Genomic DNA, 14,958 nt, shown 5'->3' on the forward strand with positions numbered 1-14,958 from the left:
TCCTCTGATCCCAGAGTTTAATCGTTTACGCAAAAAAATTCCCTGATGCTATGAAAAATACCGATTTTCTCTGTGGCATTTTTCCGAACATCAGGGAACTAGATAACATAATTACAAGAGCTTGATCAAGTCATTTCAGCTGGCCTCAGTTGGCATTAAACGAAAGTGCACCATTTTCGACACCAACATGTACGACGTCCTTGGGACCGAACTTCCCTTGCAGAATCAGCTTCGACAAGGGGTTCTCGATTTCCTGCTGGATGGCGCGTTTCAACGGACGTGCGCCGTATACCGGATCGAATCCCGCCTCGGCGATCTTTTGCAAGCCGGCATCCGAAATCACCAGGCCGATATCCATCTTGGCCAGACGGCTTTCCAGGATATGCAGCTGGATCTTGGCGATCGCGCCGATGTTCTTTTCGTCGAGCGCATGGAACACCACGATCTCGTCGACCCGGTTGATGAACTCCGGACGGAAATGCAACTTGACCTCGGCCATCACCGCCATCTTCACCACCGCCGGATCGCTGTCTTCCATCGCCTGGATCTTGTGCGAACCGAGATTGGAGGTCATCACGATCACGGTGTTCTTGAAGTCCACCGTGCGGCCTTGTCCATCGGTCATGCGGCCGTCGTCGAGCACTTGCAGCAAGACGTTGAACACGTCCGGATGCGCCTTCTCGATTTCGTCCAGCAGGATCACGCTGTAAGGCTTGCGCCGCACCGCTTCGGTCAGGTAACCGCCCTCTTCATAGCCGACGTAGCCCGGCGGCGCGCCGATCAGGCGGGCGACCGAATGCTTTTCCATGAATTCGCTCATGTCGATGCGGATCATCGCTTCTTCGGTATCGAACATGTAAGACGCCAAGGCCTTGCACAGCTCGGTCTTGCCGACCCCGGTAGGGCCGAGGAACATGAACGAACCGTAAGGCTTGCCGGGATCGCCCAGGCCGGCGCGCGAACGGCGGATTGCATCCGAGACTGCAACAATCGCCTCGTCCTGCCCCACCACGCGCTGATGCAATACTTCCTCCATGTGCAACAATTTCTCGCGTTCGCCCTGCATCATGCGCGAAACGGGAATACCGGTGGCGCGCGCAACAATCTCGGCAATTTCTTCGGCGCCGACTTGCGTACGCACCAGGCGCGGCTTGCCGACGGTCTGTTCGCTGGCCGCATCCTGCTTGTTTTGCGTTTCCAGCGCCTTCTCCAGTTCGGCCAGCTTGCCGTACTTGAGTTCGGACACCTTCTGCCAGTCGCTCTTGCGCGTCGCATCGTCCATCTGCAAGCGGATCTGTTCGATTTCCTCTTTCAGATGCTGGCTGCCTTGCACGGTCGCTTTTTCGGCTTTCCAGATTTCTTCCAGATCGGCGTATTCGCGCTCCAGCTTGACGATTTCCTCCTCGATCAGCGTCAGACGCTTCTGCGAGGCTTCGTCCTTCTCGCGCTTGACGGCTTCACGCTCGATCTTCAGCTGGATCAGGCGGCGGTCGAGCTTATCCATGACTTCCGGCTTGGAGTCGATTTCGATCTTGATCTTGGCCGCGGCTTCGTCGATCAGGTCGATCGCCTTGTCCGGCAGGAAACGGTCGGTGATATAGCGATGCGACAACTCCGCTGCGGCGACAATCGCCGGGTCGGTGATGTCGACGCCATGATGCACTTCGTACTTTTCCTGCAGGCCGCGCAAAATCGCAATCGTGGCTTCCACGCTCGGCTCGTCGACGATGATCTTCTGGAAGCGGCGCTCCAGCGCAGCATCCTTTTCGATGTACTTGCGATACTCGTCCAGCGTGGTGGCGCCGACGCAATGCAGCTCGCCGCGCGCCAGCGCAGGTTTCAGCATGTTGCCGGCATCCATCGCCCCTTCCGCCTTGCCGGCGCCGACCATTGTGTGCAACTCGTCGATGAAGACGATGGTCTGGCCTTCGTCCTGGGCGATTTCCTTGAGGACGGCCTTCAGGCGCTCCTCGAACTCGCCGCGGTACTTGGCGCCGGCCAGCAAGGCCGCCATGTCGAGCGACAGCACGCGCTTAGACTTGAGGCTGTCCGGCACTTCGCCGCTGACGATACGCTGCGCCAGGCCTTCGACGATGGCGGTCTTGCCGACGCCGGGTTCGCCGATCAGCACGGGATTGTTCTTGCTGCGGCGTTGCAGCACCTGGATGGCGCGGCGAATTTCATCGTCGCGGCCGATCACCGGATCCAGCTTGCCGTTGCGGGCGCGCTCGGTCAGGTCGAGGGTGTACTTCTTCAACGCCTCGCGCTGCCCTTCGCCCTCTTGCGAAGACACGCTGGCGCCGCCGCGTACAGTGCTGATACCGGCTTCCAGCGATTTGCGCGAGAGGCCGTTTTCACGCGCGGCGCGGCCGGCGTCGGACTTGTCGTCGGCCAGGCCGAGCAAGACCATTTCGCTGGCGATGAACTGGTCGCCATGCTTTTGCGATTCCTTGTCGGCCAGGTTGAGCAAGGCCACCAGCTCGCGGCCGATCTGCACTTCGCCGCCGTTGCCCGAGACCTTGGGCAAGCGTGTCAAAGCATGCTGCAAGGCTGAAGTCAGCCCGGCAACATTGACGCCGGCGCGCTGCAACAGCGAACGGGCGCCGCCGTCATCCTGCGCCAGCAAAGCCAGCGTCAGATGGACGGGGTCAATGTACTGGTTGTCGTTGCCGACAGCCTGACTCTGGGCATCCGCCAGAGCTTCCTGCAATTTTGTTGTGAGTTTGTCGATACGCATGGTGTGCTTTCGCTCCGAATTTTGAATACTTAGAAAATTGGGCCGTACGGACGTATTTCAAGGAAGCATCCGGTCTGACTTGAGCGGATTTGATGCAGATCAACTGCGGGCTCACTTGCCAAATCAACTACCAGTCGACAATTCCAGCGACAAGAGGTGCGCGTGGAGCGCATGCAGCGCCTCACGCAACGTCGCGACAATCCCGGCATCGGCCAGCATCGCGGTGCGATCGAGCTTGTTGGTCGGCAAAGCGACGGTCCGGCAAGCTGCCACGACGACATCTGCGTTCATCATGGCAAGCGTATCGAGCAAAGATGCCTGCGCGTGTATCGCACGGCCGGAAGCGTTGATGGCGGCTACCGGCTTGTTGATGAATTCAGCGCTGCCGACCACCCAGTCCAGCGCGTTCTTGAAAGCTCCCGGTACGCCATGCGCGTATTCGGGACTGGCGATCAGGACGGCGTCGGCATCACGCAATGCCGTCCGGAAATGCAACACCTCGGCCGGCTCGGCCCCCTCAAGGTCAGGATTAAAGGATGGCAGCTCGCCCCACGGGCGATACAACGCCAGATCAAGCTGTGCCGGCGCCAGTGCGGCGGCGGCTTCGAGCAAGGCGGTATTGGACGATGCCGCCCGCAAACTGCCCGATAGGGTCAGGACACGAAAAGGCCGTACGGCACGCTCCATGACGGCCTTTTACGCGAACAGCGCGCGATAGGCGGCGAAACCTGCCGCGCACAGCGCAATCGATCCCAGCAGATGCAAGCCGGAGTGCGCCACGGCCCAGACATAGTCGCCGCGTTGCAGCAGCAGCATGGCTTCCGCCGAAAATGTCGAGAACGTCGTCAGGCCGCCCAGAAAGCCGGTGACCAGAAACAAGCGCCATTCCGGCGGCAACGCCGCGTGCCCTTCAAAAAAGGCCACCAGAAATCCGATCACGAAACCGCCGCCCCAGTTGGCCGCCAGCGTTCCCAGCGGCAGCGCCTGGCCGGCGGCGTTGAGCCACAGGCTCAATCCCCAACGCAACCAGGCGCCCAGCGCCGCCCCCATTCCTACTGCAAGCCATTGCATGTTTGATACTCCGTTTTTATCGATACGCGATCATGGCGAATGAACCGTGATCCGGTCAAGCGCCTGATGATCGTCTTGCAAGGCTTTGTCGACGCTTTCGTGCATCCAGTCAACCCAAGTGCTGATCTTGGCGTCCAGATATTGCCGCGACGGATACAACGCATACACGCCCATGTGCTGCATGCGGTACTGCGGCAGCACGCGCACGATGGTGCCGGCGCGCAAGGCGTCGACCGCGGAATAGATCGGCAAAACGCCGATGCCCATGCCTTCTTTCAGGCTCAACAGCATGGCTTCGGCGACGTTGACCTGGAAGTTGGATTTGATGGCCACGGTTTCCTTGCCCTCCGGACCTTCCATGACCCATTCATCCAATGGCGACACCGAACTCACCAGTTGCAAGCAAGAATGACCCAGCAAATCAGACGGCTTTTGCGGCGCACCGTGCTTCTCCAGGTAGAACGGCGACGCGCACAAGATGCTGTAAATGCTGCCGAGCTGGCGGAAGATCAGGCCCGAATCCGGCAACTCGCGCGCCAGCACCAGCGAGACGTCAAATCCTTCCTCCAGCAGATCCGGCACGCGCTGCGCCAGCGTCAGTTCGATGGCGACGTCGGGATAGCGCTTCTGGTAATTGGAAATCGCCGGGATCACATAACGCTGCCCGAAACTGGTCATGGTGTGGATGCGCAGGCGCCCGGACGGCCTGACGTAGGCATCGCCGGCTTCGGCTTCGGCCTCCTGCACATAGGACATGATCTGTTCGCAACGCAGCAGATAACGCTCGCCGGCCTCGGTCAGGGCGATGCGGCGCGTGGTGCGGTTGAGCAGGCGCGTGCGCAGATGACGCTCCAGATCGGCAACCGCGCGCGACACGTGCGCGGTGGTCAAATCCATTTGTTGCGCGGCCAGCGTAAAACTGCCAGCATCGACTACGCGCATGAAAATGCGCATGTTTTGCAAGGTATCCATATCTTCCTGTCTTGAATCCGGGCGTTTTTGCAGTGCGAAGCAACAAAATGAGGCAAAAAGGCTTTCCGGATGCTGCATTGTTACCCAAAACAGCGCAATCATTATTGCAATAATTGAAAAGACCCTTTGTGTTTCCTGCAGTTTTTCTCTAGATCGTTACCAAATAGAATGAGTATCGCTTGATATTTGCATTTTTTGGGATAGTCTGATGAACACCACTGCTGACAAACGCCTTCTTGCTGCGCCGCTCCTGGCGCTCTGCATGACGTCACTGCTCTTCCTTGCGGGATGCGCCGACAATGGCGGCATCAAGCCGCAGGCGGCTTTGCAGCAGCCCAACACGCTCGATGTCGGCAATGCCATCCGCCAGGCCGGCGCCGAAGCCGGCTGGCCCAAGCGCGCCTGGTGGGAAACCTACGCAGACCCGCAATTGAACCGTCTGGTCGCCGCCGCCGTCGCCGGCAACCCCAGTATGGCGATTGCCGCCGCCCGCGTGCGCCAGGCGCAAGCCATGGCCGTCGTCGCCCATGCCGGCGAGTTGCCGCAAGCACAACTGGACGCTGCCATTGGCCGCAAGGACTGGTCCGACAACGTCTATTACGGCGCCGCCTTCCGCGACAAGCTGACCTGGAACAACACCGCCGCGCTCAGCCTCTCCTACAACCTCGACCTGTGGGACCGCAATCGCAACACCACCGAACGCGCCCAGGATGAAATCCACGCCGTCGCCGCCGATGCCCGCGCCGCCCAGCTCGACCTGGAAAGCAACGTCGTGCGCACCTATGTGCAGTTGTCGCTGCAATACGGTTTGCTGGACAACACGCAAGAAACCCTGAAGCAGGAACAGCGCATCCTCGATCTCGCCAACCGCCGCTTCAAGGGCGGCATCGGCACCCAGATGGAAATCACGCAGGCGGAAGTTCCGCTGCCGGAAACCCGCCGCCAGATCGAAGCCCTGGAAGAAAGCATCGCGCTCATCCGCAACCAGCTGGCGGCCCTGCTCGGCCAGGGTCCGGGCGCTGGCGACAGCATCACCCGTCCGGTCATGAACCTGCAAGCCGGCATCGGTCTGCCGAGCGCCTTGCCGGCCGAACTGATCGGCCGCCGTCCCGACATCAGCGCCGCGCGCTGGCGCGTCGAGGCAGCGTCCAAAGGGATCGCCGTCGCCAAGGCCGCCTTCTATCCGAATATCAACCTGATGGCCAGCATCGGCCCGGCAGCAGCCGGCGGCAGTCTGTTCAGCTTCCTCAGCGGACCGAACATCACGACCAGCTACGGCCCCGCGATTTCGCTGCCGATCTTCGAAGGCGGCCGCCTGCGCGGCCAGCTCGGCGCCACCACCGCCGGCTACGACCAGGAAGTGGAGCACTACAACATGCTGCTGAGCCAGGCGCTCAAGAGCATCGCCGACCAGATCGTGACGCTGCAGGCCATCAAGCGCCAGCAAGTGCAAGCCGACCTGTCGGTCGCCGCCGCGCAAAAGAACATTGACATCGCCACCCGCGCCTATCAGCGCGGCCTGACCAACTATGTGAACGTGCTCACCGCGCAAACGCAATGGCTGCATCAGCAGCAGGTCGTGCAACAACTGCTGGCGCAAAAGCTCAACGCCTACGCCAGCCTGACGGTCGCTCTGGGCGGCGGACTGGAAGTATCCGTTCCTGAAGACGCTGCGGCATCTGCAGACGCTGACAAGACTGTCGCAGCCGCGACCACAGCAGGAGTCGCGCCGTGAGCAGTCCTTCCGTTCCGGCGCCGGCGCCTGCTGCGGTCCGGCCTCCTTTCGGACAACAGCTGCGCGAAGCCGCCGCCGACTGGTGGCAGACCGAATTCCCCAACTGGATCTACGTCTTCAAGATGGTCTTTGCCGGTTTGCTGGCGCTGGGCATCGGCTACGGGCTGGATCTGGAGTCGCCGCGCTCCGGCCTGATCACGGTCTTCATCGTGATGCAGCCGCAAAGCGGCATGATCCTGGCCAAGAGTTTTTATCGCGTCATCGGCACGCTGGTCGGCTCGGTCGCCATCTTCGTCTTCGTCGGCCTGTTCGCGCAGACGCCGGAGCTGTTCCTGCTGGCGACCGCTTTGTGGATCGGCCTGTGCACGCTGGGCTCGGCGCACAATCGCAACTTCCGTTCCTACGGCTTCGTGCTGTCCGGCTACACGGTGGCGCTGATCGGCCTGCCGGCGGCGCTCAATCCGGCGCTGACGTTTGACTCGGTCATGACCCGCGTGACGGAAATCACCGTCGGCATCGTCTGCGCCGGCGTGGTCAGCGCGCTGGTGTTTCCGCAAGCCAGCGCGCCCGGACTAGTGCGCATCATCCGCGGCCGCTTCACCGCCTTCGTCGACCTGATCGGCGCCACGCTGGGCGGCACCGCCGACCGCAAGGCGCTGGAAGCCACCAACGCCCGCTTCGTCGGCGACATCATCGGCCTGGAAGCGCTGCGCAGCTCCGCCATTTTCGAAGACCCGGAAATCCGCCTGCGCAGCGGCCGCCTGACCCGCATGAACAGCGAGTTCATGGCGCTGTCGACCCGCGTGCACGCCCTGCATCAGTTGATGAACCGCCTGCACGACAGCAACAACCCCTCCGCACAACTGGTAATCAACGCGATCACGCCCTACTACAGCGAAGTGCAGCCTTTGCTTACCCGCAGCGGCGGCGAACCGGTAATGACGGCAAGCGACGCCGCCGATGCCGCACTCAAGCTGGAAGCCTATAAACAGGAGCTGCCGCGCCGTGTGCGCACCACGCGTGCCATGCATGCCGAGGCATTCGGCGACGACGCCATCCTCGATTTCGATACCGCCTCCGAATTGCTGTATCGCGTGATCGACGAGCTGCATGCCTACACGCTGACCTACGCCTCGCTGGTGCAGCGTCGCCACGAACGCGAACAATGGGAGCATGCCTACGCTCCAAAAACCAGCCTGGCCATCGCCAGCATCGCAGGCGCCCGCGCCGCCATCACGCTGATCGGCCTGTCGGCGTTCTGGATCTTCAGCGGCTGGCCCAGCGGCGACGTGGCAGCGCTCAATGCCGCCGCCTTCTGCGCCATCACCTCGGCCGCGCCGGATCCGGCCAAGGCCACGCGCACCGTCACCATGGGTGTGGCGCTGGCGGTCGTGCTCGGTTATTTCTATACCTTCCATATCGTGCCGCAGCTTGACGGCTTCTGGATGCTGGCCGCCGCGCTGACGCCGGTGCTGATGCTGGCGGTGCTGCTGACAACCAGGCCGTCGCTGGCCGGTTACGGACTGGGCATCTGCATCTTCTTCCCGTTTGTGGCGGTGCCCGACAACCTCGCCCACTTCAACGCCGCCGGCTATCTCAACGAATGCATCGCGCTGATGGTGTCGCTGATCGTGACCACGGTCTCCTTCATGCTGCTGTTGCCGCCCACCACCAACTGGACCGTGCGCCATCTGGAAAAGCAATTGCGCAAGCAAGTCGTCCAGGCTTGTTTCGGCAAGCTGGCGCATCTGGCGCTGCAATTTGAAAGCGGCACGCGCGACCTGATGCACCAGATCACCATGGTCACCGGCAGCCGCCCGGCGCTGCGCAAGAACGCCTTCGGCTGGATGTTCTCCACGCTGGAAATCGGCCATGCCGTGATCGAGCTGCGCACCGAACTGCACGGCATCCGCAGCGGCAATCCGGAGCTGCTGCCGGATTCTGCCTACACCGCGCTCAATCGCCTGCGCGAAACCTTGCCGGCGCTGTTCGAACAACCCACGCCTGCCACGCTGGCGGCGGTGCTGGGCGCCAACAACAACGCCATCGCCGAAGTGCAGCGCGCCATCGGCCCGCACTATCGCGAACGCAGCGAGCGCCATCGCTTGCAGCGCACGCTGAGCTACCTGCACTTCATCCGCACGGCGCTGCTGGATCCGCAATCGCCGCTGCAACCCATGCATCAGGACGGGGGCGCCAACACTCCCCCGGCAACCCATTCAGGAGCAAACCATGCCGCGTGAAATTTCTTTCTTCGACGCCTACGTGCCGACGCTGCTGCTGGCCGTGATCGTGGCCGGCGCCATTGCGCTGCTGGCCGACCGCATCCTGGTGCGCATCGGCTTGTACAACCTGGTGTGGCATCCGGCGCTGTTCCGGGTCAGCCTGTTCACCTGCATCGCGGCGCTGCTCGGCCTGGCCATTTACAGTTAGCCTGAAAAAACGGCAGCTTCAGAAAAACAGATACGGAATCAATCAGGAGTAATCCATCATGTCGGTCAAAACCATTTTCAGATTCATCATCACGGCGCTGATTTTCCTTGCCGCCATCTTCCTGGCGTGGACGCTATGGCAGCACTACATGGTCTCGCCATGGACCCGCGACGGCCGCGTGCGCGCCGATGTCGTCAACATCGCGCCGGATGTCGCCGGCCAGGTGGTCGATCTGCCGGTGCGCGACAACCAGCTGGTGCACAAGGGCGACCTGCTGATGCAGATCGACCCGTCGCATTACCAGCTGGCGCTGCAGCAGGCCGAAGCCGCCGTATTGGCGCGCAAGGCCGATCTCGACATGCGCCGCGCCCAGGCACGCCGCCGTGCCGACATGGACAGCTTGGTGGTCTCTCGTGAAAACCGTGAAGACGCAGGCAGCCAGGTCACCGCCGCCGATGCGCAATACCAGGTCGCCGTCGCCCAGCGCGACGCCGCCAAACTCAACCTCGACCGCACCAAGGTGTATGCGCCGGTCGACGGCTACATCACCAACCTGAACGTGCGCCGCGGCGATTACGCCAGCGTGGGCGCAGCCAAGATCGCCATCATCGACAGCCATTCGTTCTGGGTATACGGGTATTTTGAAGAAACCAAGCTGCCCTACGTCGCCGTCGGCGACAAGGCCAAGATCCAGCTGATCAACGGCGCTACACTGCGTGGCCACGTCGACAGCATTTCACGCGGGATCTATGACCGGGACAATCCGCAAAGCCGCGAGCTGCTGGCCGACGTCAACCCGACCTTCAACTGGGTGCGCCTGGCGCAACGGATTCCGGTGCGGATCCATATCGATGAGGTGCCCAAGGATGTCTTGCTGGCGGCAGGCCTGACCTGCACCGTGACGCTGGAACCGGGTAGCCAGAGCAAGACTGCTTCGGCCAAATAAACCAGGCGCTCAGGTAAACAGCTGCACCACCAGCCACACATTCGCCGCGCTGATGCCGAGGAACAACATCCATGCCAGCGCGGCCAGCCACATCGGATTGACGAAGTCGCCCATCAGATCGCGCCGGCTGGTCAGCCGGATCAGCGGATACATCGCAAACGGCAATTGCAGGCTCAGCACCACCTGACTGAGCACCAGCAGGCGTCCGACCGAATGCTCCCCCAGCGTCAGCACGCCGATCAATGCGGGAATCAGCGCCAGTCCGCGCGTCACCATGCGGCGCTGCCAGCATGGAATTTTCAGTTTCAGGAAACCTTCCATGATCACCTGGCCGGCAATCGTGCCGGTGAAGGTCGAACTCTGTCCCGCGGCAAACAAACCGATACCGAACAAAATCGCCGCCAGCGATGACCCGGTAATCGGATCGAGCAAGTGATACGCCACATCCAGATCCACCACATCGGTGCGGCCGCTGCTATGAAACGCCGACGCCGCAAGGATCAGGATCGCGGCATTGATCGCCATCGCAATCAGCAACGACACCGTGGTATCGATACGCGTGTAGCGAATCGCCTCCAGCAAGCTGCTGCGATCGCGCCTGACGGCGCGCGTCTGCACGATGGAAGAATGCAGATACAGGTTATGCGGCATCACCGTCGCCCCCAGCACGCCGATGGCCAGATACAGCGGCTCACGGCTCGACAGCGTCGCCAGCGACGGCACGAAGCCCTGCACCACCGCATGCCAGTCGGCCTTGACGAAAGCCAGTTGCGTGAAGAGGCAAACTGCGATCGTTACCACCAATCCGAGGATGATCGCCTCGACCTGGCGGAATCCGCGTCCCTGCAAGCCCAGCACGATCACCGTATCCAGCGCCGTCAGCAGCACGCCGACCGGCAGCGACACGCCCAGCAACAATTTGAACGCCAGCGCGCAGCCCAGCACCTCGGCCAGATCGCAGGCGATGATGGACAGTTCGGCGAATACCCACATGCCCTTGCCCACCGCCGGCGGATAATTTTCACGCGAATGAATGGCGAGATCCTTGCCGGTGACGATGCCCAGTCTTGCGCACAGGCATTGCAGCATGATCGCCGCCAGGCTCGACAGCATCACCACGAACAGCAACTGATAGCCGAATTGCGAGCCGGCCTGGACCGAGGTCGCCCAGTTGCCCGGGTCCATGTAGCCGATGGAAATCAGCAGGCCGGGGCCGACGTAGACTTTGAGCTTTTGCCAGACAGTGGCATGTGGCGGCACCGAGACGCTGCCGGAAACTTCAGAAGGACAAAAAGGCGCAGTGGCAGTCGTTGGCAGGCGGAACATGTTTTATTGTTGTTGAGGAGGTAGAGAAAAGATCAATCCGCTTTCAGCTGCCATTTCGGCTGCCATTTTGACACCGCCTGGTCGTCGCTCTCGCGCGCATCCACCCAGCGTGCGCCGTCGGGCGTCTGTTCTTTCTTCCAGAACGGCGCCTGCGTCTTGAGGTAATCCATGATGAACTCGCAGGCGGCAAAGGCTACGCCGCGATGCTTCGACGTCACGGCAACCAGCACGATCTGGTCCAGCGGCTGCAAGGGCCCGACGCGATGGATCACCAGCGCGTCGAAAATCTCCCAGCGCGCCTTGGCGTCGGCCACGATCTGTTCCAGCGCCTTTTCGGTCATGCCGGGATAGTGTTCCAGCTCCATCTCCTGCACGCTGGCGCCGTCGTTGAGATCGCGCACGGTGCCGACAAAGCTGACCACCGCGCCCACCTTGGGATTGGTCAGGCGCAATGCAGCGATTTCGGCGCTGAGGTCAAAGTCGGCAGTCTGGACGCGGATAGGCATGGGAAAGTCAGGACGTAAATGGAATCGCCCTCATTGTACCCAATGTCTTGCAAGCATCGGCCAAGTCAGCGACCGCAGAAACGACAAGTCCCGGACCGGCCGGGACTTGTTCAGGTATGCGGGAACGCTATCAGACGAGAATTCCCCACAGCAGCAGCGTCATGCCCAATCCGACCACCGAGACAATGGTCTGGATCACCGACCAGGTGGCAAAGGTCTGCTTGAGATCGAGGCCGAAGTATTCCTTCACCATCCAGAAGCCGGCGTCGTTGACGTGGCAGAAGAACACCGAGCCTGCGCCGATGGCCAGCGCCATCAAGGCATTGTGCGTGCCGGACAGGCTCGCCACCAGCGGCGCGACGATGCCGGCGGTGGCGGTCGTCGCCACCGTTGCCGAGCCGGTCGCCTGACGCAGCGCCACGGCGATCAGCCATGCCAGCAGGATCAGCGGCACGTGGGTGCCGGTGGCGACCTTGGTGATGGTGTCGCTGATGCCCGCCGTCAGCAGCGCCTGCTTCAGGCCGCCGCCCGCACCGATGGTCAACAGCAGACCGGCGATCGGCGGCAAGGCCTTGCGCAGGATGGCGCCGACTTTGGTGCGGTCGGTGCCCTGCGCCCAGCCCAGCACGATCACGGCAAACAGCACCGTCACCGTCAGCGCGATAATCGGCTCGCCGAAGAAGTTGAGCATTTCAAACAAGGTGGTTTCAGGCGTGACCCAAATCTTGGCAACGGTGCGGCCCAGCATCAGCACCACCGGCAGCAGGATGGTCACCAGCGAAGGCAGGAAGCCCGGTTGCAGCTCGGCCGCCTGCTGGCCCTTGAACAAGGCGCCGATCTGTTCCGGCTCGCCGATCGGCATGCGCGGCGCAAGCCACATGCCATACAGCGGCCCCGCCAGGATCACCGCCGGAATCGCCACGATAAAGCCGAGCAGCATGGTGGTGCCGAGATCCGCATGCAAGGCGCTGACCGCAATCAGCGGGCCCGGATGCGGCGGCAGCAAGGCGTGCAAGGTGGTCATGCCGGCCAGCGCAGGAATCGCCACGCGCAAAATCGGTTGCTGCGAACGGCGCGCCATCACGAAGATGATCGGCGCCATCATCACCAGGCCGACTTCGAAGAACAGCGGCAAGCCGACGACCAGCGCCACCAGCGCCATCATCCACGGGATCGCCTGGCCTTTGGCGTATTTCAGCAAGGTCGTGACGATCTTGTCGGCCGCCCCGGAGTCCGCCATCAAGGCCCCGAGCATGGCGCCCAGCGCGATGATGATGCCGGCTTCGCCGAGGATGCTGCCGGCGCCTTTGCTGAACGCCGAAGCGATCTTTTCCAGCGGCAAGCCGGCGCCCATGCCGGCGATGAAGGTGCCGAGCAGGATGGACAGGAAGGGAGCGATCTTAAGAACGCTGATCAGCACAACGATGCCGATCAAGGCGATGAGAACGGATAGCAGCAGGCGCGTATCCTGGGCCGCCCAGGCGGCAATTTCAGTGGTCAGGTGCAAGATATCTCCTTGTCTTCAATGTATGAGCGTCTCCTCACCTGGTTTTCTCCTTGCCTTGCACTACTCCGGCGCTCGGCATTTTTTCTTCAGCTACTTTTTCTTCAACTGCGCTTGACCGTCGCCAGCAAGGCGCCGGCGCCGATGAAGGTCGCGCCGGACAAGCGATTGAACATCTTCGCCCGCCCCGGCGTGCGCAGCCACGGCGCCACACGCGCCGCAAAGTGCGCATAGAACGTCAGCCAGAACAATTCGAAACAGACGAAGGTCGCACCGAGAATAAGAAACTGCGGCAACTGTGCGGCCTGCGGATTGATGAACTGCGGGAAGAACGCGGTGAAGAACAACAGCGCCTTGGGATTGCTTCCTCCGACCAGGAATCCTTGCCAGTACAAGCTGGCGCGCGACTTTGCTGTTGCCGGCGCTTGCCCGTCATCCACGCCTATCGTGCTTTGGGTCGAGAAAAAAGTTCGCACGCCAATATACGCGAGATAGGCGACGCCACACCATTTCAAAATGAGAAAGACCTTCTCCGAAACTGCAAGAATCACCCCCAGCCCGGAGGCCGACACGATCATGATCAGGCATACCGCCGTCACGCTGCCCAGCGCTCCCGCAAACGCGCGCCGCACGCCGTGATGGATGCCGTTGGTGATGCACATCAGCACACTGGGACCGGGCGTGACGGTCAGCACGAATACGGCGGCGAGATAGAGGAAGAAGGTTTGCAGCGTCATGCTCGTTGTTCTTGTTGATAAAGGCGTTGAAAGTAAGTTGAAAGCAAGTCGAGGATCGCGAACTCATGCAGGCTTGCGCCACACCGTCGCCAGCCACGCCTGCTCGGCGCGCAGCAAGCCATCGGGACGGTAATAATGCCGTATCTCGACAAAACCTGCTGCCGTCATGAAAACGCGCCACGCTTCCAGATCGTGATAGGAGCCGTAGCGCCCGCTGCTCCACCCTTCGCTGTTGCTGCCGCGCGGGTTGGAACAGAACAGCACGCCGTCCGGCCTGAGCGTGTTGTACAACTGGCCCAGCACGCGCGGCAGCTCCGCAACCGGCACGTGGAACAGCGAGGCATTGGCAAACACGCCGTCGAAAAATGCTTCCGGCAAATCCAGCTCGAAGAAGTTCTGATGCCAGACTTCGCAACCCGAATCCGCACGCGCCATCTCGACAAAACTGGCGGTGCCATCGAGGCCGATGGCGCGATGCCCCAGCCTGGTGAATGTCTGCAAATCACGCCCCGGCCCGCAGCCGAAATCCAGAATGGTCAGCGGCGCCGAAGGCGATGAAGATTCTGCAATGGCGTCGAGCAAGGCATTGATGTTCTGGCTGACGTCATGGTCGCGCGTGCCTTCGCGGAAGTCGACGGCGCGTCCTTCGTAGTGCGCCAGCGTACCGCCGGCGATGACATCGAGTTGTTCTTTCGGCAGCGGCATGATTTTCCTCACACTCAATCGCCTCAACCGCCCGTGACCGGCGGGAAGAAGGCCACTTCGCCGCCCTCTTCGATCAGGGTGCCGGGCTCGACCATGTTGTGATCGTAGGCCATGCGCAAGGCCTTCTCCGGCGACAGCACTTCCATCCACAGGCCGCCGCGGCCCATCAGGAAAGCGCGCACGTCGCCGACGGTCTTGACGTGATCCGGCAGATCGACAATCTCTTGCGTCACGCCGAGCGCTTCACGCACGCTGGCAAAAAAACGGAGTTCTATTTTCATGTGTT

General features: G+C 61.7%; 14 protein-coding genes. 4 read left to right on the top strand and 10 right to left on the bottom strand.

Going from position 1 to position 14,958, the window contains the following annotated elements:
- Positions 1–145 precede the first annotated feature (145 nt).
- From clpB to AKL25_RS10885, 4 genes are all read right to left on the bottom strand, one after another.
- The gene (gene clpB, locus AKL25_RS10870) at positions 146–2,737 is read right to left on the bottom strand and encodes an ATP-dependent chaperone ClpB (protein WP_050477680.1); all 2,592 of its coding nucleotides are present in this window, start codon (positions 2,735–2,737) and stop codon (positions 146–148) included.
- A 123-nt stretch (positions 2,738–2,860) separates the two neighbouring features.
- Entirely contained in the window at positions 2,861–3,424 is a 564-nt protein-coding gene (locus AKL25_RS10875; protein ID WP_083444648.1) for an NADPH-dependent FMN reductase, read from the bottom strand.
- 9 nt (positions 3,425–3,433) lie between these two features.
- Complete coding sequence (crcB, locus tag AKL25_RS10880) at positions 3,434–3,808, bottom strand: fluoride efflux transporter CrcB (RefSeq protein WP_050477682.1); 375 nt, start codon at positions 3,806–3,808, stop codon at positions 3,434–3,436.
- A gap of 30 nt (positions 3,809–3,838) precedes the next feature.
- Complete coding sequence (locus AKL25_RS10885) at positions 3,839–4,780, bottom strand: LysR family transcriptional regulator (protein WP_050477683.1); 942 nt, start codon at positions 4,778–4,780, stop codon at positions 3,839–3,841.
- A gap of 208 nt (positions 4,781–4,988) precedes the next feature.
- On the opposite strand from AKL25_RS10885, the gene AKL25_RS10890 reads away from it, so the two are divergent.
- Genes AKL25_RS10890 through AKL25_RS10905 form a run of 4 tightly spaced genes read left to right on the top strand, consistent with a single transcriptional unit; the run spans position 4,989 to position 9,894 of the window.
- On the top strand, positions 4,989–6,515 hold the full coding sequence (locus AKL25_RS10890; protein ID WP_050477684.1) for an efflux transporter outer membrane subunit: 1,527 nt from the start codon (positions 4,989–4,991) through the stop codon (positions 6,513–6,515).
- Positions 6,512–8,758 (top strand): FUSC family protein, encoded by a 2,247-nt coding sequence (locus tag AKL25_RS10895; protein ID WP_050477685.1) that lies wholly within the window; start codon positions 6,512–6,514, stop codon positions 8,756–8,758. Before AKL25_RS10890 ends, AKL25_RS10895 begins: the two co-directional genes overlap by 4 nt.
- Positions 8,748–8,948 carry a DUF1656 domain-containing protein gene (locus tag AKL25_RS10900; RefSeq protein ID WP_050477686.1) on the top strand — a complete coding sequence of 67 codons (201 nt, stop codon included), beginning with the start codon at positions 8,748–8,750 and terminating at the stop codon, positions 8,946–8,948. Before AKL25_RS10895 ends, AKL25_RS10900 begins: the two co-directional genes overlap by 11 nt.
- 58 nt (positions 8,949–9,006) lie before the next feature.
- A complete protein-coding gene (locus tag AKL25_RS10905) occupies positions 9,007–9,894 on the top strand; it encodes an efflux RND transporter periplasmic adaptor subunit (protein WP_050477687.1) in 888 nt (295 codons plus the stop codon).
- A 9-nt stretch (positions 9,895–9,903) separates the two neighbouring features.
- Here AKL25_RS10905 and AKL25_RS10910 read toward each other — a convergent pair whose 3' ends face one another.
- From AKL25_RS10910 to moaD, 6 genes are all read right to left on the bottom strand, one after another.
- Complete coding sequence (locus AKL25_RS10910) at positions 9,904–11,220, bottom strand: Nramp family divalent metal transporter (RefSeq protein WP_050477688.1); 1,317 nt, start codon at positions 11,218–11,220, stop codon at positions 9,904–9,906.
- Between the two features lie 32 nt (positions 11,221–11,252).
- Positions 11,253–11,726, bottom strand: coding sequence for a molybdopterin synthase catalytic subunit MoaE (gene moaE / locus AKL25_RS10915; RefSeq protein ID WP_050477689.1), 474 nt, complete (start codon positions 11,724–11,726; stop codon positions 11,253–11,255).
- 130 nt (positions 11,727–11,856) lie between these two features.
- Positions 11,857–13,233: a GntT/GntP/DsdX family permease gene (locus AKL25_RS10920; RefSeq protein ID WP_050477690.1), complete on the bottom strand. Its 1,377-nt coding sequence runs from the start codon at positions 13,231–13,233 to the stop codon at positions 11,857–11,859.
- Between the two features lie 101 nt (positions 13,234–13,334).
- A complete protein-coding gene (locus AKL25_RS10925) occupies positions 13,335–13,967 on the bottom strand; it encodes a LysE family translocator (RefSeq protein WP_050477691.1) in 633 nt (210 codons plus the stop codon).
- Positions 13,968–14,030: 63 nt separating this feature from the next.
- Entirely contained in the window at positions 14,031–14,672 is a 642-nt protein-coding gene (locus AKL25_RS10930) for a class I SAM-dependent methyltransferase (protein ID WP_050477692.1), read from the bottom strand.
- A 23-nt stretch (positions 14,673–14,695) separates the two neighbouring features.
- A complete protein-coding gene (gene moaD / locus AKL25_RS10935) occupies positions 14,696–14,953 on the bottom strand; it encodes a molybdopterin converting factor subunit 1 (RefSeq protein WP_050477693.1) in 258 nt (85 codons plus the stop codon).
- Between the last annotated feature and the right edge of the window lie 5 nt (positions 14,954–14,958).

Origin of the sequence: Herbaspirillum rhizosphaerae (assembly GCF_001189965.1) — a bacterium.
GTDB lineage: Bacteria > Pseudomonadota > Gammaproteobacteria > Burkholderiales > Burkholderiaceae_D > Herbaspirillum > Herbaspirillum rhizosphaerae.

What these genes read in the sequence shown, in the direction of transcription:
- clpB (WP_050477680.1), bottom strand. Translation starts at nt 2,737, where the DNA reads ATGCGTATCGACAAACTCACAACAAAATTGCAGGAAGCTCTGGCGGAT.
- AKL25_RS10875 (WP_083444648.1), bottom strand. Translation starts at nt 3,424, where the DNA reads ATGGAGCGTGCCGTACGGCCTTTTCGTGTCCTGACCCTATCGGGCAGT.
- crcB (WP_050477682.1), bottom strand. Translation starts at nt 3,808, where the DNA reads ATGCAATGGCTTGCAGTAGGAATGGGGGCGGCGCTGGGCGCCTGGTTG.
- AKL25_RS10885 (WP_050477683.1), bottom strand. Translation starts at nt 4,780, where the DNA reads ATGGATACCTTGCAAAACATGCGCATTTTCATGCGCGTAGTCGATGCT.
- AKL25_RS10890 (WP_050477684.1), top strand. Translation starts at nt 4,989, where the DNA reads ATGAACACCACTGCTGACAAACGCCTTCTTGCTGCGCCGCTCCTGGCG.
- AKL25_RS10900 (WP_050477686.1), top strand. Translation starts at nt 8,748, where the DNA reads ATGCCGCGTGAAATTTCTTTCTTCGACGCCTACGTGCCGACGCTGCTG.
- AKL25_RS10905 (WP_050477687.1), top strand. Translation starts at nt 9,007, where the DNA reads ATGTCGGTCAAAACCATTTTCAGATTCATCATCACGGCGCTGATTTTC.
- AKL25_RS10910 (WP_050477688.1), bottom strand. Translation starts at nt 11,220, where the DNA reads ATGTTCCGCCTGCCAACGACTGCCACTGCGCCTTTTTGTCCTTCTGAA.
- moaE (WP_050477689.1), bottom strand. Translation starts at nt 11,726, where the DNA reads ATGCCTATCCGCGTCCAGACTGCCGACTTTGACCTCAGCGCCGAAATC.
- AKL25_RS10925 (WP_050477691.1), bottom strand. Translation starts at nt 13,967, where the DNA reads ATGACGCTGCAAACCTTCTTCCTCTATCTCGCCGCCGTATTCGTGCTG.
- AKL25_RS10930 (WP_050477692.1), bottom strand. Translation starts at nt 14,672, where the DNA reads ATGCCGCTGCCGAAAGAACAACTCGATGTCATCGCCGGCGGTACGCTG.
- moaD (WP_050477693.1), bottom strand. Translation starts at nt 14,953, where the DNA reads ATGAAAATAGAACTCCGTTTTTTTGCCAGCGTGCGTGAAGCGCTCGGC.